16 protein-coding genes are annotated in these 21,038 nt (G+C 64.6%); 11 read left to right on the top strand and 5 right to left on the bottom strand.

Features of this window, described 5'->3' with window-relative positions:
* Positions 1-1,002 precede the first annotated feature (1,002 nt).
* From MFF62_RS23145 to guaD, 5 genes are all read left to right on the top strand, one after another.
* Positions 1,003-2,166 carry an efflux RND transporter periplasmic adaptor subunit gene (locus tag MFF62_RS23145; protein ID WP_238265442.1) on the top strand — a complete coding sequence of 388 codons (1,164 nt, stop codon included), beginning with the start codon at positions 1,003-1,005 and terminating at the stop codon, positions 2,164-2,166.
* Positions 2,167-2,192: 26 nt separating this feature from the next.
* Complete coding sequence (locus MFF62_RS23140; protein WP_238265441.1) at positions 2,193-5,339, top strand: efflux RND transporter permease subunit; 3,147 nt, start codon at positions 2,193-2,195, stop codon at positions 5,337-5,339.
* Entirely contained in the window at positions 5,336-6,817 is a 1,482-nt protein-coding gene (gene adeC, locus MFF62_RS23135) for an AdeC/AdeK/OprM family multidrug efflux complex outer membrane factor (protein ID WP_238265440.1), read from the top strand. Before MFF62_RS23140 ends, adeC begins: the two co-directional genes overlap by 4 nt.
* A gap of 237 nt (positions 6,818-7,054) precedes the next feature.
* On the top strand, positions 7,055-8,362 hold the full coding sequence (locus tag MFF62_RS23130; protein WP_238265439.1) for an MFS transporter: 1,308 nt from the start codon (positions 7,055-7,057) through the stop codon (positions 8,360-8,362).
* Between the two features lie 10 nt (positions 8,363-8,372).
* On the top strand, positions 8,373-9,722 hold the full coding sequence (guaD, locus tag MFF62_RS23125; RefSeq protein WP_238265438.1) for a guanine deaminase: 1,350 nt from the start codon (positions 8,373-8,375) through the stop codon (positions 9,720-9,722).
* Here the strand turns inward: guaD and rocF are convergent, their stop codons facing one another.
* Positions 9,723-10,625, bottom strand: coding sequence for an arginase (gene rocF, locus MFF62_RS23120; protein WP_238265437.1), 903 nt, complete (start codon positions 10,623-10,625; stop codon positions 9,723-9,725).
* A gap of 183 nt (positions 10,626-10,808) precedes the next feature.
* Here rocF and MFF62_RS23115 point away from each other — a divergent pair, with 183 nt between their 5' ends.
* Both MFF62_RS23115 and MFF62_RS23110 read left to right on the top strand, forming a co-directional pair.
* Positions 10,809-12,392 (top strand): MFS transporter, encoded by a 1,584-nt coding sequence (locus MFF62_RS23115; protein WP_238265436.1) that lies wholly within the window; start codon positions 10,809-10,811, stop codon positions 12,390-12,392.
* Positions 12,393-12,414: 22 nt separating this feature from the next.
* Complete coding sequence (locus tag MFF62_RS23110) at positions 12,415-12,870, top strand: MarR family winged helix-turn-helix transcriptional regulator (protein ID WP_238265435.1); 456 nt, start codon at positions 12,415-12,417, stop codon at positions 12,868-12,870.
* A gap of 19 nt (positions 12,871-12,889) precedes the next feature.
* On the opposite strand, the gene MFF62_RS23105 is transcribed toward MFF62_RS23110, so the two are convergent.
* From MFF62_RS23105 to MFF62_RS23095, 3 genes are all read right to left on the bottom strand, one after another.
* Positions 12,890-14,221 carry a cobyrinic acid a,c-diamide synthase CobB gene (locus MFF62_RS23105; protein ID WP_238265434.1) on the bottom strand — a complete coding sequence of 444 codons (1,332 nt, stop codon included), beginning with the start codon at positions 14,219-14,221 and terminating at the stop codon, positions 12,890-12,892.
* Between the two features lie 70 nt (positions 14,222-14,291).
* The gene (locus MFF62_RS23100; RefSeq protein WP_238265433.1) at positions 14,292-14,978 is read right to left on the bottom strand and encodes a response regulator; all 687 of its coding nucleotides are present in this window, start codon (positions 14,976-14,978) and stop codon (positions 14,292-14,294) included.
* 312 nt (positions 14,979-15,290) lie between these two features.
* The gene (locus MFF62_RS23095) at positions 15,291-16,244 is read right to left on the bottom strand and encodes a LysR family transcriptional regulator (RefSeq protein WP_238265457.1); all 954 of its coding nucleotides are present in this window, start codon (positions 16,242-16,244) and stop codon (positions 15,291-15,293) included.
* Positions 16,245-17,097: 853 nt separating this feature from the next.
* On the opposite strand from MFF62_RS23095, the gene MFF62_RS23090 reads away from it, so the two are divergent.
* The 4 genes from MFF62_RS23090 (at position 17,098) to MFF62_RS23075 (ending at position 20,197) form a co-directional block, all read left to right on the top strand.
* A complete protein-coding gene (locus MFF62_RS23090; RefSeq protein WP_283205370.1) occupies positions 17,098-17,388 on the top strand; it encodes a transposase in 291 nt (96 codons plus the stop codon).
* A 79-nt stretch (positions 17,389-17,467) separates the two neighbouring features.
* Entirely contained in the window at positions 17,468-17,842 is a 375-nt protein-coding gene (locus MFF62_RS23085) for a hypothetical protein (protein WP_238265431.1), read from the top strand.
* A gap of 79 nt (positions 17,843-17,921) precedes the next feature.
* A complete protein-coding gene (locus MFF62_RS23080) occupies positions 17,922-19,316 on the top strand; it encodes a DUF3300 domain-containing protein (RefSeq protein ID WP_238265430.1) in 1,395 nt (464 codons plus the stop codon).
* A 2-nt stretch (positions 19,317-19,318) separates the two neighbouring features.
* On the top strand, positions 19,319-20,197 hold the full coding sequence (locus tag MFF62_RS23075) for a DUF2950 family protein (protein ID WP_404990824.1): 879 nt from the start codon (positions 19,319-19,321) through the stop codon (positions 20,195-20,197).
* 19 nt (positions 20,198-20,216) lie between these two features.
* Here MFF62_RS23075 and MFF62_RS23070 read toward each other — a convergent pair whose 3' ends face one another.
* Positions 20,217-20,840, bottom strand: coding sequence for a Crp/Fnr family transcriptional regulator (locus MFF62_RS23070; RefSeq protein ID WP_283205369.1), 624 nt, complete (start codon positions 20,838-20,840; stop codon positions 20,217-20,219).
* Positions 20,841-21,038: the final 198 nt, after the last annotated feature.

Raw genomic sequence — 21,038 nt, 5'->3', positions numbered from 1 at the left:
CGAACAGGACCGTGAAACGACTTTGCGCCGATGATAGTGCGGACTACCCGTGTGAAAGTAGGTCATCGCCAGGCTCTTATACCCAGAACCCCCAAGCCCTAAAGCTTGGGGGTTTTGCTTTTGCGCGAGCGAAACGCGCAAGCTCTCGCCCAAGCCGCTGCGGATACCGTCTATTTGCTCATGATTTGGGCAGCCTTCCGGTCATGCAGTCGTTATTTCCGCCGGCACGTATTCATACACATCAAAAAAGGCCCCGCCATCTGGCGGGGCCCTTTGCATTTGGGCCGCAATGGCTGTCACTGTTCTATCCCGGCAAAACACTGTCTCGCCAGTTGGACGCAATCCACCTCGGAAACTGCGAGTTTCGTGCAAATGTTTCGAAATCCCACGGAGAAATGAAGTATTTCGCTTCATTACAGCCAATTTCCTGTCATCCTGATTTATCTTCCAACTGGTAGGATAGCGTTCGATCGGCAGCATGCTTATTGAACTGTTTGCCTGGCAGACGGCTCGAATGCTGCATTGCAGTAGCCAGCAGCTCACCTTGGAGGAGGGGGCACCGCGATTGGAGGCGGTCAGGTGCTGGCTGTGTGGAAGACGCGACATCGTGAGTCTCGCGTCTGCAGATATCTGCGAAACCGATTATCGTTATCGATCGGTAGAACGATGCCCAACCCGAGATTGGTGCACGGCCTTACGCACGCAACAATCGTCCCGATAATCGGGGATTGTGCGAGGCATTTGAGAGTACGGGGAGCAGGGTTGCCCAACCGGGTGGCCCTGTGCCGGACGCGCGCGCGGCGCGGCTGGTGTTCAGTTTTTCCTCCAGGCCGGCAAAGCCGGCGAAAGCAGGGGCCCATGGCGACAATCCGCTGAAGCAGCCGATACCGTACGTGCCTGATCGCAGGCACGCCAATTGCGTTCACGCGCGCCGTGACGCCCACCCGGTTCAGGCCGGGAAAGAACAAGAATCCATTCCGTTTCATCCTCGAGGAAATCGCTATGCAAGCAATGCGCGCCAGGCGTGCTTTGATTCCAGGCATGCTGGCTCTTGCCGTGACGGCTCTGACCGCCTGCGGCAAGAAGAACGAAGCCCCCGCGGCCCAGACGCCTGAAGTGAAAGTTGTCACGCTGAAGGACGAAACCGTTACGCTGGACACGTCCCTGCCGGGTCGTACCCTGCCGTACCGAATCGCCGAAGTTCGCCCGCAGGTCAATGGCATCATCCAGAAGCGGCTGTTCGTGGAAGGAACTGACGTCAAGCAGGGTCAGCAGCTCTATCAGATCGATCCGTCGACGTACGAGGCGACTGCCAAGAGCGCCGAAGCCACGCTCGCATCGTCGAAACTGCTGGCCGAACGCTACGGGCGCCTGGTCGGTGACGAAGCTGTCAGCAAGCAGCAATACGCCGAAGCCCAGGCTTCCTACCTGCAGTCCAAGGCCACCGTGGATCAGGCGCATATCAACCTGCGCTACACCAAGGTGCTGGCACCGATCTCGGGCCGCATCAGCCGGTCGCTGGTCACGGAAGGCGCACTCGTCACCAATGGCCAGGCCAACGCGCTGGCTACGATCCAGCAACTCGATCCGATCTATGTTGATGTGACGCAGCCTTCCGCGTCGATCCTGCGCCTGCGCAAGGAACTCGCCAACGGGCAGCTCCAAGGTGCTGGCGCCAACGCCGCCAAGGTGACGCTCCAGCTCGAGGATGGCAGCACCTATGCCGAGTCGGGCCGCCTCGAATTCTCTGAAGTGGCCGTGGACCAGAGCACGGGATCGGTCACGCTGCGCGCGGTGTTTCCGAATCCTCGCAATGAGTTGCTGCCCGGCATGTTCGTGCATGCCCGCCTGGCCGAAGGCGTGAAGCAGTCGGCCATTCTGGCGCCGCAGCGCGGCGTGACGCGTGACCTCAAGGGCCAGCCCACGTCGTTGGTGGTCAATGCCAACAACGAGGTGGAACTGCGCGTGCTCAAGACCACCCGCACCATCGGTACCAGCTGGCTGGTGACCGAGGGGCTCAAGTCAGGTGACCGCGTGATCGTCGAAGGGCTGCAGTTCGTGCGACCCGGTGCAAAGGTGAAGGCAACGGAGGCCAATGCGGCGCAAGCCGGCCTGGCACCCGCCTCCGCTCCGGCCGCAGCCTCGGCGCCGGCCGCCAAGTCCTGATCGGGACCGAAGCATAAGGATTCGCCATGTCTAATTTCTTTATCGAGCGGCCGATCTTTGCCTGGGTGATCGCGCTCGTGATCATGCTGGCCGGTGTGCTGTCGATACGCTCGCTGCCGGTCACGCAGTATCCGGCCATCGCGCCGCCCACCATCGCCATCGCGGTGACGTACCCCGGCGCCTCGGCGCAGACCGTGCAGGATACGGTGGTGCAGGTCATCGAGCAGCAACTGAACGGCCTGGACAAGCTGCGCTACATCTCGTCGGAATCGAACTCCGACGGCAGCATGACCATCACGGCGACGTTCGAGCAGGGTACCAACCCCGACATCGCGCAGGTGCAGGTGCAGAACAAGCTGGCACTTGCCCAGCCATTGTTGCCGCAGGAAGTCCAGCAGCAGGGCATCCGCGTCACCAAGTCGGTGCGTAACTTCCTGATCATCGTCGGCCTGGTTTCGACAGACCCGCAGACCACGCGTGAAGACCTGTCGAACTACATCGTGTCGAACCTGCAGGATCCGATCTCGCGTACTTCGGGCGTCGGTGACTTCCAGGTCTTCGGTTCGCAGTATGCGATGCGGATCTGGCTTGACCCGGCCAAGCTGAACAGCTTCCAGCTTGCGCCGCTCGATGTCAGCAATGCCATCAAGGCGCAGAACGTCCAGGTGGCTTCCGGCCAGCTTGGCGGTCTGCCGGCCGTGCGCGGCCAGCAGCTGAATGCCACGGTGATTGGCAAGACGCGTCTGCAGACCGCCGAGCAGTTCGGCAATATCCTGCTGAAGGTGAACGCCGACGGCTCGCAGGTTCGCCTGCGCGATGTGGCCGAAGTGGGCCTGGGTGGCCAGGACTATTCCATCAATGCCCAGTACAACGGCCGACCGGCTTCCGGTATCGCCATTCGTCTGGCATCGGGCGCCAACGCGCTGGAAACGGTCAAGAACATCCATAACACGCTGAACCAGCTGGAACCGTCGTTCCCGCCGGGCATCAAGGTGGTGTTCCCGTACGACACCACGCCGGTGATCGCCGACTCCATCCACGAAGTGGTCAAGACGCTGCTCGAAGCCATCGTGCTGGTGTTCCTGGTGATGTATCTGTTCCTGCAGAACTTCCGCGCCACGCTGATCCCAACGATCGCCGTGCCGGTGGTGTTGCTGGGCACGTTTGGCGTGCTGGCGGCGTTCGGCTACACGATCAACACGCTGACGATGTTCGGGATGGTGCTGGCCATCGGCCTGCTGGTGGACGATGCCATCGTGGTGGTGGAAAACGTCGAGCGGGTGATGTCCGAGGAAGGGCTTGGACCGAAGGAAGCGGCGCGTAAATCGATGGGCCAGATCCAGGGCGCACTGGTTGGTATCGCGCTGGTGCTGTCCGCCGTGTTCCTGCCGATGGCTTTCTTCGGCGGGTCGACGGGCGTGATCTACCGCCAGTTCTCGATCACGATCGTCTCGGCGATGGTGCTATCGGTGTTGGTAGCGCTTGTCCTCACGCCGGCCCTGTGCGCCACGATGCTCAAGCCGATCGAGAAGGGCGACCACGGCGAACACAAGGCCGGCTTCTTCGGCTGGTTCAACCGCAGCTTCATTCGCACCACGCAGCGGTATGAAGGTGGCGTGGTCAGCATCCTGAAGCGGCGTGCGCCGTTCCTGATCATCTATGTGGTGATCGTGCTGGGTATGGGCTTCCTGTTCACGCGGATCCCGACATCGTTCCTGCCGGAAGAAGACCAGGGCGTGCTGTATGCCCAGGTGCAGACGCCGCCGGGTTCGTCGGCCGAGCGTACGCAGACCGTGCTGGACCAGATGCGCAACTACCTGCTCAACGACGAAGGCAAGATCGTGGAATCGCTGTTCACGGTCAATGGCTTCAACTTTGCAGGCCGTGGCCAGAGCTCGGGTCTTGCCTTCATCCTGCTCAAGCCGTTCAAGGACCGCGAGGGCGATGCCACGAGCGTGTTCGACCTGACCAAGCGCGCTCAGGCCAAGTTCAGCACGTTCCGCGATTCGCTGGCCTTCGCCTTTGCGCCGCCCGCGGTGCAGGAACTCGGTAACGCCACCGGCTTCGACTTCTACATGCAGGACCAGGCCGGCCTGGGTCATGAGGCGCTGATGGATGCGCGCAACAAGTTCCTCGGGCTGGCTGCCAAGAACCCGGCGCTGCAGCGCGTGCGTCCGAACGGCCTGAACGACGAGCCGCAGTACGTGCTCGATATCGATGACGAGCGTGCACGCGCGCTGGGCATCTCGCTGTCCGACATCAACAGCACGGTGTCGATTGCGTGGGGCTCCAGCTACGTGAACGACTTCATCGACCGGGGCCGCGTCAAGCGTGTGTACCTGCAGGGCCGTCCGAATGCGCGGATGAACCCCGACGACCTGACCAAGTGGTTCGTGCGCAACGACAAGGGCGACATGGTGCCGTTCTCGGCGTTCGCCAGCGGCAACTGGGGCTACGGTTCGCCGAAGCTCCAGCGCTACAACGGCGTGCCTGCGGTGGAAATCCTGGGCGAGCCGGCTGCCGGCAAGAGCTCGGGCGAAGCCATGGCGGCGGTCGAGGAGATCATGAAGCAGATGCCCCCGGGCATTGCGTACTCGTGGACTGGTCTGTCGTACGAAGAGCGGTTGTCCGGCGCGCAAGCCCCGGCGCTCTACGCGCTGTCGCTGCTGGTGGTGTTCCTGTGTCTGGCCGCGCTGTATGAAAGCTGGGCGATTCCGTTCTCGGTGATGCTGGTGGTGCCGCTGGGCGTGGTTGGCGCGCTGATGGCAACGCTGGCACGCGGCCTGTCGAACGACGTGTTCTTCCAGGTGGGCTTGCTGACCACGGTCGGCTTGTCCGCCAAGAACGCGATCCTGATCGTGGAATTCGCCAAGGACCTGCATGACCACGGCAAGGGTGTGGTCGAGGCGGCGGTCGAGGCGTGCCGCATGCGGTTGCGTCCGATCATCATGACGTCGCTGGCGTTCGTGCTCGGCGTGTTCCCGCTGGCGATCTCGCAAGGCGCGGGTTCGGGCAGCCAGCACGCCATCGGTACCGGCGTGATCGGCGGCATGATCACCGCGACGGTATTGGCCATTTTCTGGGTGCCGCTGTTCTTCGTCGTCGTCACGTCGATCAAGGAGCGGCGCCGCAAGCCAGGATCGCCTTCCCTGGAAAAGGGAGCCCAAGCATGAGAAAGACGCTACTTTGCCTGTCCGCCGTGGCGGCCCTCTCCGGCTGCAGCCTGATCCCGTCGTATGACCGGCCGACCGCGCCGGTCGATGCGGCCTATCCGCAGGGCGATGCCTACCGGACGGCCGGCGGCGACGCGCAGGTACCCGCCGCCGTGGAGCTGGGCTGGCGCGAGTACTTTGCCGATCCGCGCCTGCACCGGCTGATTGCCGTTGCGCTGGAAAACAACCGCGACCTGCGTGTGGCTGCGCTCAATGTCGATGCGTATCGCGCGCAGTACCGCATCCAGCGCGCGGACCTGTTTCCCGAAGTCGGTGCCACCGGCCAGGGCACGCGGCAACGCGTGCCGGCCGATCTGTCGTCGACCGGGCAGCGTGTGATCAGCAGCCAGTACGGCGTGTCGCTGGGTACCACTGCGTGGGAGCTGGACCTGTTCGGCCGTTTGCGCAGCCTCAGCGAGGCCGCGCTCGAACAGTACTTCGCCAGCGAGGAAGCCCGCCGCAGCACGCAGATCGCGCTGGTGGCCAGCGTGGCCAACGCGTACCTGACGCAACTGGCCGACGAAGCCAACCTGCAGGTCACGCGCGACACGCTGGGCGCGTACGAGCGCACGTACAACCTGACCCGACGCAGTTTCGAGGAAGGCATCGCGTCCCGGCTGGACCTGCGCCAGTCGCAGACCCAGGTCGAGAACGCCCGCGCGCAACTGTCCCGTTATACGCGCCTGGTGGCGCAGGACGTCAACGCACTGACGCTGCTGCTGGGTGCCGGCCTGCCTGCCGACCTGCCCGAGGGGTTGCCGATCGACCAGAAGCTGTTGGCGTCGGTGCCGGCCGGCATGCCGTCCGACCTGCTGCAGAACCGCCCCGACATCCTCTCGGCGGAACATCGGCTGAAGTCCGCCAACGCGGATATCGGCGCGGCGCGTGCGGCGTTCTTCCCGCGCATCACGCTGACCGCGTCGGGTGGTACGGCCAGCCGGCAGTTGTCGGGCCTGTTCGATGCCGGTTCGGGGACGTGGCTGTTCTCGCCGCAGATCACGCTGCCGATCTTCACGGCCGGCAGCCTGCGCGCGAGCCTGGACTACGCCAAGATCCAGAAGGACATCAACGTCGCCACGTACGAGCGCACCGTGCAGTCCGCGTTCCGCGAGGTGTCCGATGGTCTGGCCGCACGTGGCACGTTCACCGACCAGGTCGAGGCGCAGATGCGGCTCGTCGAAGCCAGTTCGGATTACTACCGACTGGCGGAAGGGCGTTATCGCACTGGTGTTGACAGCTACCTGACCTTGCTCGACGCACAGCGCCAGCTGTTCACGGCACGGCAGGCGTTGATCGAGGCCCGCCTGAATCAGCTGACCAGCGAGGTCAACCTGTACAAGGCACTCGGTGGCGGGCTGAACGAAGTCACCGGCCCAGCGGCGCCCGATGCAGGCACCACCACGGGCAGCGCGTCGACGGGCAACAAGTCGGCGTCTTAAGCCTACCGCGCTTTCCCGGCGGATACGACGGAGGCAGCTTCTGGCTGCCTCCGTTTTTTATTTCGCGACTTCGCGCGATGCATTGACTGTGTGTGGCCAGTCTGCGCGATCAAAGCCGTATCGACATAAACGGCGTGGAAGTTACGCCATTTCTTTTCCAAAAGAATTCACTTCGACGGCCGCCGGCTGTGCACGATAGTCAACGCATCCATGCTCAACGCATCGAGGAGGCGAACGATGGCACAGACGCAATCCGCATCGATTTCAGCAGTGCGGCCGACCCAAACGGGGGGTGCCCAAGCCTGGTGGGTGTGGGCGCTTTCCGTCCTGTTCGTGATCTACCTGTTCAGCGTGCAGACCGGCTATTCGATCGTGAATCCGGACATTGCGCGCGATGTGTCGCTGAGCGTAACGCAGATCAGCACCATAGCCGCGGTCTACACCTGGGTCTTTGCGATTTGCCAGTTCTTTGGTGGTGCGCTGCTCGACCGCCTGGGCGCCCATCGCGTACTGCCCATATCGGTCGTGCTGGTGATGGCGGGCGTGTTCCTGTTCGCCAATGCCGGCAGCTTCGGCATGCTGGTGCTGTCGCAGTTTGTCATGGCCGTGGGAGCGTGCACGGGATTCGTGGGAGGCGGCTATATCGGCGGGCAGTGGTTCGGCATGGCGAAGTTCAACCTCATGTTCGGGCTGGTGCAATTCTGCGCGTCGCTGTCATCGGCGTTCTCGGTCAACGCGCTGCAGTTTGCGCTGGAACACGTGGAATGGCGGACGCTGTTCAACTACGTGGGCGCGGCCGGCATCGTGCTGGCAGTGCTGGCCTTCATCTACCTGCGCAACCCGGTGCCGGTGCCGGCATCGAACCAGGGGGCCGTCGCGTTCATCAAATCGGTGATCGCCGCGTTGTTCGATGTCGCGCGCAACGGCCACGTGTGGGTGTTGGCGCTGATCTGCGCCGCGCTGTTCGGTAGCCTGCTGGCGGCTGGCGTGGTGTGGATGCCCAAGCTGATGCTGGTGCGTGGCGCGTCGACAGAGGCGGCGGCCTTCAGTGCGTCGTTGCTGTGGCTGTGGCTGGGGCTGGCGGCGGGCTGCCTGATCGAGCCGGCCTGGTCTGACCGGTTGCATCGCCGCAAGCTGCCCATCATCGTCGGCTGCGTAATCCAGTTGATCTGCGCGGCGGTGACGCTCTATGTGCCCGGCGTGCCGGTCTGGCTGCTGATGGTGCTCAGTTTCTGTTTTGGCTTTGCCAACGCCGCGCATATGCTGACATTCAGCAGCGCCGCCGATGTCGTTTCGCCCCAGCTGATCGGCACGTCCGCCGCCTTCGTCAACGGGCTCGCGTTCATCGCCGGCGGCATCATGATTGCGCGGCCCGGAGCGCGTGTGGCGATGGGCGAGGCCGAAGGGCTGCAGGCCCACACGCTGGCGCTGGCCCAGTACGCGGCGCTGCCGATCATCGCGGCCCTGGTGATCGCGCTGCTGCTGGCATTGTTCATGCGCGAATCCTATCCCGCGCCGGCGGCGGATTCGGACGACGAGCATTGAGGAGCTAGACATGGCCACTTCCGCCATCCATGCCGCCGCTGTCACGTTTCGCGGCGACCCGTTCCTGCAGGACCCCGCCACTTGCCTGGTGTACGAGCCCGACGCGATGATCGTGATCGACGGTGGCCGCATCATCGATTTCGGGCCGGCCGGCGTGGTGGGCAAGCGGCTGCCCGCCGGGACCGAGGTGGTGCACTATCCCGATTCGATCGTCAGCGCGGGCTTCATCGACACCCATATCCACTATCCACAGACCCAGATGGTGGCGGCGTTCGGCGAGCAGTTGCTGGAATGGCTCAACAAGTACACCTTCATTGCCGAGCAGCAGTTCGCGGAAATCGAGCATGCAAGGCGGGTGGCGGGGGTGTTCCTGCGTGAGTTGCTGCGCGGCGGGACCACCACGGCGGTGGTCTATTGCACGGTACATCTGCAATCGGTGGACGCCTTCTTCGAGGAATCGAACCGCTTCAACACGCGCATGATTGCCGGCAAGGTGCTGATGGACCGCAACGCGCCGCCCGCGCTGCTGGACACGGCCGAGTCGGGCTATCGCGACAGTGCCGCGCTGATCGGCCGATGGCACGGGCGGGGGCGCCAGCATTACTGCATCACGCCGCGTTTTGCGCCCACCAGCACCGAGGCCCAGCTCGAAGTCTGCGGCATCCTGCGCAAGGAGCACCCCGACGCCTACGTGCAGACCCACCTCTGCGAGAACCTCGACGAGATCGATTGGGTGATGTCGCTGTTCCCCGATCGCAAAAGCTATCTCGACGTCTATGCGCATGCCGGGATCGTTGGCGACCGCTCGGTCTATGGCCACGGCATCCACCTGACCGAGCAGGACCTAGCACTATGCCACCAGACCGGCGCCGCATTGGCGCACTGTCCCACGTCGAACCTGTTTTTGGGTAGCGGGCTGTTCCGGCTGTTCGATGCCAAGCAGTCCGCGCGGCCCGTGCGTGTGGGGCTGGGCACCGATATTGGCGCCGGCACCAGCTTCTGTCAGTTGCAGACGCTCAACGAGGCGTACAAGGTGGCGGCCATGAACGGCACCCGGCTCAATGCAATCCAGGCCTACTATCTTGCAACGCGTGGCAGCGCCGAGGCGCTGTGCCTGCAGGACACGATCGGCACGATCGCGCCGGGGTTCGATGCCGACCTTGTGGTGCTGGACCGCAAGGCCACGCCATTGCTGGAATTCCGTAGCGGGTTCTGCAACGACATCGTCGAGCAGCTCTTCGTGCTGATGACGCTGGGCGACGACCGCGCCGTGCGCGCGACCTACGTGGCTGGCGAGCGCGTGTACTACCGCGATACGGGGTGCGAGCCGTTCCGGTATCCGGCCACGGCGGCATCGTGACTACAGGGTCGACTTGCCAAACAGGCTTTCCAGAAGCTCCACCACCAGTTCTGCCGTCTGGTTGTGCACGTCGCGGGCGGGGTTCAGTTCGAGCACGTCGAGCGAGCCCAGCGCACCGGTGTCCTCGATCATCTCAAGGGCCAGATGGGCCTCGCGATACGTTGGGCCGCCGCGCACGGGCGTGCCCACGCCGGGGGCGATCTGGCTGTCGAGGAAGTCCACGTCGAAGCTGACGTGCAGGTGCGTGTTGGCATCGATGCCGGACAGCGCCTGCTCCATGGTCTGGCGCATGCCGTTTTCGTCGATATAGCGCATGTCGTAGACCGTCAGCCCCAGTTCGCGCAGGCGCAGCTTTTCCTCGGCATCGACGCTGCGGATGCCCACCTGGCGGATCTGCCGCGCCGACACGGCTGGCGTGACGCCGCTTAGCGCCGTGAGCGGTGCCGGGCCATCGCCGCACAGGCACGCCACGGGCATGCCGTGGATGTTGCCGGTGGGACTGGTGCTGCCAGTGTTGGCGTCGGCATGCGCATCGAGCCACAGCACCATCAGGCGCTTGCCCGTTTCGCGGCAATGGCGCGCGGCCGCGCTGACCGATCCGATGGCCAGGCAGTGGTCTCCGCCCATCAGCAACGGCAGGTGGCCGGCGGACAAGGTTGCGTAGGCGGTTTCGAAGATCTGTTCGTTCCATGCCAGCACCTCTCGCAAATGCCGCATGCCGTCGACCGGCGCTTGCCACGGATTGCCGGGGCCGCTCAGGTTGCCAAGGTCCCTGACCTCCAGCCCGTTGCGCCCCAACGCACTGACGATGTCGGCCACGCGCAGCGCGTCCGGGCCCATCGATGCCCCGCGAATGCTGGCGCCAACGTCGGTGGGGGCGCCGATCAAAGTCACTGGCTTCATGCTGTCTCCTGTTGGCTGGGGGAGCGGTGCTGCATGCTGCAAGCAATGATCGCACCGATACCAGTGCGGCATGGTGAAGAATCAAAATTCCCAGCAGGACCGGATTCGTGAGCCTATAATTCCTAATTCATTGATTACGCAATTATTGATTGGGCAATAGAAATGGCGGCGGATTCAGGACGGATGCAGGATCGGGCACAGTCGGGGCAGGTTCTCCCTTTTCGTGAGTCCCTGCTGGCAATGTTCGGCATCGCGTTTGTGGTGATGCTCGTGGCGCTGGACCAGACCGTGGTGGCCACGGCGCTGCCAACCGTCGTGGCCGAGTTGCAAGGCTTCGAGTTCTACGCGTGGGTGGCCACGGCCTATCTGCTGACCTCGGTGGTGACGGTGCCGATCTTCGGGCGCCTTGGTGACCACTACGGCCGCAAGCCATTCGTGCTGGCCTCGATCGTCGTCTTCCTGGCGGCATCGGTGCTGTGCGGCATGGCCACGAACATGCCGTTCCTGGTGGCGGCGCGCGCACTGCAGGGCATTGGCGGCGGCATGCTGGTGGGCACGGCCTTTGCCTGCATTCCCGATCTGTTCCCCGATCCCCATGTGCGACTGCGCTGGCAGGTCATGATGAGCACGGCCTTCGGGCTGGCCAACGCGGTTGGGCCGTCGCTGGGCGGCGTACTGACCGAATGGTTTGGCTGGCGTGCCGTCTTCTATATCAATGTGCCCGTGGGCTTGCTGGGCCTGGTCTTCGCCTGGCGCTACCTGCCGCACCTGCGTCCGCAGCAGCACACGGGCCCGGTCCGCATTGACTGGCTTGGCGCACTGCTGATCGCGGCAGGGCTCGGAACGCTGCAGCTTTCGGTCGAATGGTTGCCCGAGCGTGGCCTGGACCTGGTCATCATCGGCCTGATGGTGCTGTCATGTGCATCCTTCGTCGCACTGTGGCAGTGGTCGCACCGCTGTGAAAACCCGATCCTGCCGCTCGACATGTTCCGCAACCCGGCCCTGGCCCCGCTGTTCGTGCTGGGCGTGCTGGGCGGCTTCACGATGTTCGCGCTGCTGCTCTATGCGCCGTTGCTGTTCCAGGGCGGATTTGGCTATTCGCCGAAGGAAGCGGGCCTGCTGGTAACGCCTCTGGTGGTGTGCATCACCATCGGCAGCATCGTCAACGGCCGGATCATCACGCGCATTCCCCAACCGAACGGCATGCTTTACGCAGGTTTCACGTTGCTGGCGATCGCGCTGCTTGCGCTGTCGCAAGTGACGCGTGGAACGCATCACAATGTGCTGCTGGCCATCATGCTGTGCGCTGGCCTGGGTCTGGGGTTTGTCCTGCCCAACCTGACGGTGTTCGCGCAACAGACGGCAGGGCGTGCGCACCTCGGCATTGCCACAGCCATGTTGCAGTCACTGCGCATGGTGGGTGGCATGGTCGGCACGGCGCTGGTGGGTACCCTGGTGACGCGCAGCTACACGGCTGGCGTGACGACGGCGCTGACATCGGCCAACGCGTCGGACTGGGCATCCCGGATGACCGACCCGCAAATCCTGATCGACAAGGCGGCACAGGCGGAATTACTGACCCATCTGCACAATGCAGGGCACAATGGAGCCCTGCTGCTGGAGCAAGCCCGAGTGTCGCTGGTAGGTGCCATCCACCTCGGACTGTTACTGGCAGCCGTCGCGGCCCTGATTGGCATATGGCGTGTACGACGCGTGCCGCCCATCAAGCTGACGCGGGTGCATGAGCCTGCGATGGCCGCGGACTGATACTGCAAACTGGAGACTCGATTTGGAACTGGAGCGACAAAGCCTGGCCGTGCTGCAACAGTTCGGACGTACCTACCGCGCATATGCGGCGGCGTTCGAACAGCGTATCGGGCATCCCTTGCCGCGCTGGCGCATTCTGTTTGCCCTCCACGGGCATGAAGGCCCGATCGCGCAGAAGCCGCTGGCCGACCGCGTGGGCATGGACCCTGGCGCACTGACACGCCAGCTCAAGACGCTGCAGGAGCTGGGCTGGATAGAACGTTCAACCAGCGAGCGCGACAACCGCATGACCAACGTCACGCTGACCGAAGCCGGACGCGGCATCGTCGACCAGGCGCTGCCGCGCCGCGCCGAGTTCCTGCAGGACGTGCTCGCGGGCGTGTCGGAAACCACGATGCACAACCTGTCGAAGGGCCTGGTCCAACTTGAGGCCGGCATCGCCGAAGCCGTGGCGCGCACCGAGCGCGACGCGGCCTGAGTCTCCTGGGCGCCGCCCGCTAGGCCGGCGCGCCCAGCACCGCCGCAATGGCGGCGGGATTCGACGGAAAGTAGAAGTGCACGTACGACGCGGTGAGACTACCCACTTGGTACACCGCTTCCGTCGGACCGCCTTCGCGCGGTGACATCGCCCGCACTGCCGGCGCCATCGTCGACGCCGCACTCGAATAGTGGAACGTGTGGCCGCGCAGCACCGCGCCGGTAGGCGGCAGTGCAACGGCCTGATGGCCAATCGCGGCGAGCCGCCGCTGCATGGTCACCGTACCCGGCAGCAATCCAGCCATCGCGTGGCGCACGCCCTCCCTGTCGACCAGGCTTTCGAACAACGCCATCATGCCGCCGCACTCCGCCAGCATCGGCACGCCCCGTGCATGCGCATCGCGTAGCGCGTCGCGCATTGCCGTGTTGGCCGCCAGCGCGCCGGCATGCAGCTCGGGATATCCACCGGGCAGCCATACCGCATCGCAGGCCGGCAGGGCCTGATCCCGCAGCGGCGAAAACCACGCCACATGCGCCCCGAGCGCCGTCAGCGTTTCGATATTGGCCGGATAGATGAAGCGGAACGCGTCGTCGCGTGCAATGGCGATGCGCTTGCCGTCCAGCAACCTGGGCGGCGCGGGAATGCAGGCGGACGGAAACGCCATCGGTTCAGGCAGATGCGAAAGCGGCAGGGCGGCCAGCGCATCGGCAAGGCTGTCGAGGCGGGTCATGAGATCGGGCAGTTCGTCGGCGCTGAACAGCCCCAGGTGCCGCTCCGGAAGGCTGGCCGTGGCATCGTGCGCCAGCGCGCCAGCCCACGCGATGCCGGGCGGCAGGCTGTCGCGCAGCATGCCCGCGTGCCGCTCGCTGCCAACGCCGTTGGCCAGCACGTGCATCTTGCGGAAGGGCTCGCCGTAGTGCGCCAACCCATAGGCGATGGCGCCAAAGGTCTGCGCCATGGCACCGGCCTTTACCACGGCCAGCACAGGCAATCCGAACAGGCGTGCCACATCGGCGCTGCTCGGCGTGCCATCGTGCAGGCCCATCACGCCTTCCACCAGGATCAGGTCCGCGTCGATCGCCGCTTCGGCCAGGCGCGCCCTGGCGTCTGCTTCGCCGGTCATCCATAGATCGATCGACTGAACCGGCGCGCCGCTGGCCGCCGCCAGCAGCGTCGGATCCAGGAAATCCGGCCCGGTCTTGAACACACGCACGCGGCGCCCCTGCCGCGCATGCAACCGCGCCAGCGCGGCGGTCACCGTGGTCTTGCCCTGGCCCGAGGCCGGGGCGGCGATCATCAACGCGGGTACGGCGCGCGCCTGGGAAACAACGGAAGAAGACGATGGCGACATGAGCTTAGGCAAGGCGTTGGGCAGGCCGGCAAGCGGCGACGGATACAGCAGGTCCAGGCGGCGTGGCCGATTATAGCGAGCGGTATCGATCGTCAGCAGCCTGTGGCAGCACCATGCCCTGCAGCGCGGCGCATTCGTAAAGTTCGCGGTCGTTGCTCACGCCCAGCTTGTGCATGGCGCAGTTCTTCTGCCTGCTGATGGTCTTGACGCTGCGGCAAAGCGTCGCGGCAATCTCGGTCACCGTGCGCCCGGTCAGGTACAGCCGCAGCACTTCCATCTCGCGCGCCGACAGCCGCTGCGCGCCGTCGCGGCCGATGGGCATGGTCGTGCGCAGTTCGGTCGGTGCCAGGGCGCGCAAGGCGGACTTGCTAATATAGGTGTAGCCACGCTGCGCCCGTGCAATGGCCGAGACGAACTCGGCAAGCTGGCTGTCCTTGAGCAGCAATCCCTGAACGCGAACGTCCAAAATGGTGCGCAACACCAGCGGGTTGGTGATCATCGTCAGCACCACGATGGCCATGGTCGGATACCTGCGGCGCAGCGCCGTGATCAGCCGCACGCCATCGAGTTCGGCCGGGCCTGGCATGTGAAAGTCGGTGACCACCACATCTGGCCGCAGCACGTCGGCCTGCAGCATCAGCTCGGTGGCGCTCCCCACTTCCCCGCAGACTTCCCAGCCAGTCTGAGACTGCACCCTGGCCTGTATCGCCGCCGTTTTGACGGGGCGGTCGTCGGCCAGCAAGATCCTCAACGTCATCCATCGACTCCTGTCCTGTAAACGTGTCTCTTTAGCGTTCGGCTTCCCGTTGGCCTGAAAAAGGCGCCGCACGCGGGAGGGCGTGCGGCGCAATCACGCAGCAACTGCGCGCATGCGACGACGTGGATCTAACGGGCAACGATCCGCATCACCGCAATGCATCGCGAGGGTAATCCGGGCGGTCGAGGATGGGAGTGAGAGGATTCGCAAAATGCACGACAGAGTCGTGAGTTTGCGCAGCAAAAATGCACATGGCCCCGCGATGAGGTCATCGCGGGGCCATGCGGGTATGAAGTGCGTGCCGGCGCGGGCTCAGGCCACGGCCAGGGGGCGGGCGTGCTGCTGTGCGTGGCGGCGGCTGTCGATGGCCTTCAGGGGATCGCGCAGTACCGAGGTGCCCACGTCCATGATTTCTCGCAGCGCGGTTCGATCCGCCGCGCGCTGCGGCATCCAGAAGTGCAGCGCCGCCCAGGCGGGGAAGGTGGCCGGCGGGGCCAGCAGCCGCGTCTTGCGGTCGCGCGTGACCAGCGGCACGTTGAAATCGAGGACCGGGCAGATGCCGCCCGCCGAATGCAGCAGCGTGACCTGCGTATGCCACGACGGCACCACGGTTTCCCGATGGCCCGGGGTGGTGGCCCGCCGCGCCAGGAAGGCGTGCAGCGGACTGCTGGCCTCGCAATCCTCCTGGAGCAGGATCCAGTCGGTCTCGGCCTCGTCGTTGGTGCCGCCGCGCGTGGCGCTTACCAGACGTCGCGGCGTGGCAAGGATGCTGTGTGGGACGACGCTGTCCGGCACGTTGGCGCCGTCGACCACGAATGCGCAGTCGAGGTCGCCCGCATCGAGGCTGTCGCCCAGCGAGGCATCGGCGATCACCGGGCGCGTGATGAAGCTGTCGTGCGGAAAGCGCTCGCAAAGCGCGGTGAGGATTTCTGTGATGACGGGATCACCGATCGACGATGAAAAGCCTATCGAAATGCGCCTGCCGTTGCCGGCGGCCGGTGCATTGTGATCCTGCGGTTGCACCAACTGGTTCCAGCGCGCCAGGATTTGCCGGGCGGTCTGCTCGAGCCGCAGTGCATGCGGCGTCGGCTCCAGCGCGCCGTTGCGTTTGACGAAGAGCGCGTCGCCGGTGATCTCGCGCAAGCGGGCCAGACTGTAGGCCACCGTTGGAATGCGTCCCTGGGTGCAGGCCGCCACCGCGCTGAGATCGCGGTACTCCATAAGCAGGACGAACACATGCAATAGCTTGGTACTGACGTGCCGCATACTGACTTCTCCCGATCCGAGACTTCTGATTTTTGTTGTGATGAAGCTCTGTAACTCCGCGACTGTGAGACTGCGGCGGTGCCGGCGATGAACATGGCCAGGCAGCGCCTTGGATCCATACAGCTTGAAACGACAACGGGCGGGACCAGAATTTTGTACGCCCGGGCAATGCCACCTTATGTCCATGCACGTGAATACATCGACAATCGCCGCGCTTCTTCGACGGTGCATCGAAGGCATGCGCGGTACGGCAGTGGCTCCTCTTCCTCAGGCCCGGGCCCGGCAGTCGCGGTCATCACCGTTGCTGGTGAGGAACTGCCGGACGCCTGTCAGCGTGTCCCCAGTGAGGGGCGTCGTGCAGGCGTTTGAAATTTAGTTGATGCGAAGAAATCTTAATACAACATTTTGGAAAGTACTAGAACGGCGTGCATTCACGTGTTTGTCACGTCCGTCGTCAAGGCGCCTTGTTTGTACATCAATACAAGGCGGAAACCCGCATGAAATGGCCCTGATCGGGCAATGCGCCTTGCAAGCCCGATGCCACGCGCGCAGGCCATGGCGGCGTTGAAACTGTTTGAATCGAGCGATTCGCGAATGCTTGGAAATCAGAAAATTCCAAGTTGGAAAAACGAAATTTGACGAAGGCGGTTGCGGTTGACCCGTACGGGGGACGCGCCTTGCGTGGGCGCGGTTTGCAGCCTGGCTGACCATGCCGATGCTTTCATTCAATTTGCTTAACTCGTACCGCGAAGACACTGAATTCCTTTTGTGCAGGCGCTGGGCTACCTTACCGGCATGAACCGGCGAGGCGTTGCGCCGGCCGCATGGGTGAGGCCCGCGAGCGGAGGCATCGGTGAACAGACGCTATTCGGAGGAGCAGATCCGCATGTACCTGGCCGAGGCCGCGAATGGCGTGCCCGTGCGGGAACTCTGCGCGCGCTATGGCTTCAGCGATGCGTCGTTCTACGGCTGGCGCGCGCGGTACGGGCAGACGCGCCATGGCGACGTCGCCGATTCGCGCCGCCTGCGGCAGCTTGAGGAAGAAAATGTGCGTCTGAAGAGTATGCTTGCGGATGCGCTGCTGCAACTTGAGCTGCTGCGCAACCGTACCGGCAGGCGCGGCAATGGCAAGGCGGATTCATGACGCCATGCGGGCCGGGCGCGAGCCGGAAACCATCTCGCGGCAACCGCTGGCGTTGCCGACGAATTCTGGAGTTTTCCTGGTGAGAAAGGTTTTCGCAGCTATCGCTGCAGCTGCATGCATCGTCGCGTTCGCCGCCCACGGCCAGGGCACGTCATCGACGAATCCGTCTATCAATCCGTCCACGCCGATGATTGCGCCGCCACCTCCCCGCATGCTCGATCCCGCCACGTCAACGGTGGACGACCCGGGCGGCACGGCCGCCACCTCGCAGCGCGACTACTGCCGCCAACTGCTCGACAAGATCAATGCATTGCCCAGCGGGCCGCAGTGGTCGCAGGGCCAGTCGAGCGTCACCACGGCCGATGGACGCAAGTACTCCACGCTCGAGCGCGAGCCGGAGCGCAAGCGCTTGCAGGAAGCCTACCGGCAGGAGTGCGCCCAGGCACGCAAGTAAGTCTTCCGGGCCGGGCAGCGCGCGAGCTCGCGTTGGAAAGCAGGTGTGGTGGTCCCTTTTCGTCTTTGATGGAGCGATCATGTTGCGCATGCGACGATTCCTGGCCTGGATGCTCGGGCTGACGCTGCTGGCCGCCGCCGGCGGCGCGCTGGCCCAGGAGAAGCTGGACCGCGCGCACCTGGACCAGTTGATGGCCCCGGTCGCGCTGTATCCCGATGCGTTGCTGTCGCAGGTGCTGATGGCGTCGACGTATCCGTCCGACGTGGCTGCGGCCGCCCAGTGGTCGAAATCGAATCCAAGCTTGTCGGGGGACGCTGCCACCAAGGCGGTGGCCAGTGAATCGTGGGACCCCAGCGTGCAGTCGCTCGTGGCGTTTCCATCGGTGATGGACCTGATGGGGCGTCAGCCGCAGTGGGTGCAGTCCGTTGGCGATGCCTTCCTGGCGCAGCCCGACGACGTCATGGATTCGGTGCAGCGCCTGCGCGTGGAGGCGCAGAAAGCGGGCACGCTGAAGACCACCGAGCAGCAGAAAGTCGTGACGCAGCAGAGCGGCGGCACGACGGTTGTCCAGATCGAACCCGCCAATCCGCAGGTCGTGTACGTGCCGTCGTACAACCCGACGGTGGTCTATGGCACCTGGCCGTATCCCGCGTATCCGCCCTACTACTATCCGCCGCCGCCGGGATCGGTGTTCGCGACGTCGCTGATTGCCGGCATTGGCTTCGGGCTTGGCGTGGCTGCGGTGAATTCGATGTGGGGCGGATTCAACTGGGGCTCGCATGACGTGAACATCAACGTCAACCGCTACAACAACATCAACGTGAACCAGCGGCTGGACGTGAACCGGTCCAACGTGAACTGGCAGCACAACCCGGCCAATCGCGGCAACGTACCGTACAACAATGCCAACGTCGCCAACCGGTTCGATGCGCAACGCCAGCAGGGCCTGGCCAATCGGTCGCAGGCCGGTGGCCAGCGCCTGGGGCAGGGTGGCGGGGGCGTGCAGAACCAGCAGCGCCCGGGCCAGGGTGGCGGGGGCGTGCAACGCCAGCCAAGCCAGCGTGACGCCGCGCGTGATCGTGCCGCGCAATCGTTCGAAGGCCGGACTGGTCAGTCGATTGCCGGGCATGGGTCGCCGGGCGTCAATCGTCAGGCGGGACAAAACCCGCGTTCGGCAGGCACTCAGCGTCAGCATGCCGACCAGACGCAAGCGCGTAATCGTGCGCGCGACAGCAACCGCAACAACGCCTTCAGCGATGCCGGCAATGGCGATCGCATGCGCCAGCAGACTGCGCGCAGCGGCGGCGGGCAGCACACGGCAGGCGCATCACAGCAGAGGTCGATGCCCCAGCGCTCGAGCGGCGGTGGCTTTCAGGGAGGTGGAGGTGGAGGCGGGCACGCCGGCGGAGGCGGCCATTTCGGCGGTGGCGGCGGTGGTGGCGGCGGTCATTTCGGTGGTCACGGGCGGAGGTAACGATGAAGCGCAACCAGAGATTTCGCGGAATGAGCGCGGTGCGCCAGGCGTTGCGTGCGCTGACCTCGGCCACACTGCTGGGTGGGATGCTGCTGGCCGTACCGGCCGCGTCAATGGCCCAACAGGTATTTGCTTCGCCTGAAGCCGCCATGGATGCACTGGGCGATGGCGTGGCACGTAGCGATACCGATGCACTCAAGCATGTGCTGGGCGCACAGTTCCAAAAGATCGTGCCGCCGCAACTGGACCAGCAGGACATCTACGATTTCCTCGGCGCCTGGGCCGATCACCATGCGATCCGCAAGGACGGTGACAACGTCGCGGATGTGGAAGTGGGCAGTAGTGGCTGGACGTTCCCGGTGCCAATCGTGAAGCGCAAGGCCGGTTGGCAGTTCGACCTCGCGGCCGGCGAGCGTGAAGTCAAGACGCGGCGGATCGGTCGGAACGAGATCGTGGCCATGGATACGCTGCTGCAACTGGCTGATGCCCAGCAGCGGTATGCGGAACAGGTGGGCAAGGGCGCCTACGCAGGCCAGCTGGTCAGCGCGCCTGGCAAGACCAACGGTTTGTACTGGCCGTCGGCGTCAGCCGACAATGACAGTCCGCTCGGGCCGGATGCGCTGGCGATGGGGCCCGGGGTGCCGCCTGACGAGGCGTACTACGGCTATCGCTACCGCGTGATTGCACCGCCCAAGGGCAGCGACGCGAAGTTCGCGTTGATCGCCTGGCCGGCGCGGTATGGCGACTCGGGCGTGCATTCGTTCATGATCGACAGCGAGCGCCGGTTCTACGAGCGCGACCTGGGCAAGGGCACGGCGTCGCGCGCCGGTGCCATTCGCACCTTTGCGCCGGGTGGCTGGGAGCAGGTGGCCAAGGAGTAGGTGTCGCCGGACGCGCGGCCTAGCCCGCGTCCGGATCGCGCGGCACAAGCTGCTTCGGATCGGCGTGCACGGCGGCCAGCCCACCGGCATCGATGACGCGCAGCACGCGATGGCGCACTGTGATCAGGCCGACTGCCCGGAAGCGTGACAGCAGCCGGGAAACCGTTTCCAGCGTCAAGCCCAGATAGCTGGCGATGTCGTTGCGCGTCATTGCCAGTGTCAACGCGCCGTTAGTGATGCCTCGGCGCGCCTGTTCGGCCGTCAGGTCCAGCAATAGCATGGCCAGCCGCTGCGCGGCCTGCATCGATCCGATGGCGACCAGGAGATCGGCCTGCCGCTCCGCCCGCCGGCGCAGGATCGCCAGCGTGGCGGCACGCAATCCTGGCTCGTTGGTGATGCGGCGTACGGCTTCGATGGGAATCGCACAGCATTCGGTGTCTTGCAGCGCTATGGCGCTGCTGCCGTGGACCGTGGCCTCATGGGGCTCCAGCCCGCATACGTCGCCAGGGTGGAAGAACCCGCTGACCTGACGCCATCCGAGCTGCGTTTCATAAATCTGCTTGAGCCCACCTGCGCGCACCGGAAACACGGACAGCACCGGCCGTCCTTGTGTATATAGCGCATCACCTGCCCGCAATCTCACCCGCCCGGGTACCAATGCACCGCGCGATGCCGCATCGCCGCACGCATGGGCGCATGCGGTGCGAAACGGGCAAAGCGTGCAGAAGGAGGCGCTGCCACTGGCCGGGAGAAGGGGCATCGACGGGGCGGATCGATCCGGTGGACATTTCTTCGGGCAGTATAAATGTGCGCCAACATCGCTGACCTATCGCCGTTCTGC

This window comes from Cupriavidus pauculus (genome assembly GCF_022179805.1).
Taxonomy (GTDB): domain Bacteria; phylum Pseudomonadota; class Gammaproteobacteria; order Burkholderiales; family Burkholderiaceae; genus Cupriavidus; species Cupriavidus pauculus_E.
Note: the sequence above shows the minus strand (reverse complement) of the source record. Positions and strands in the feature narration are given on the sequence as shown.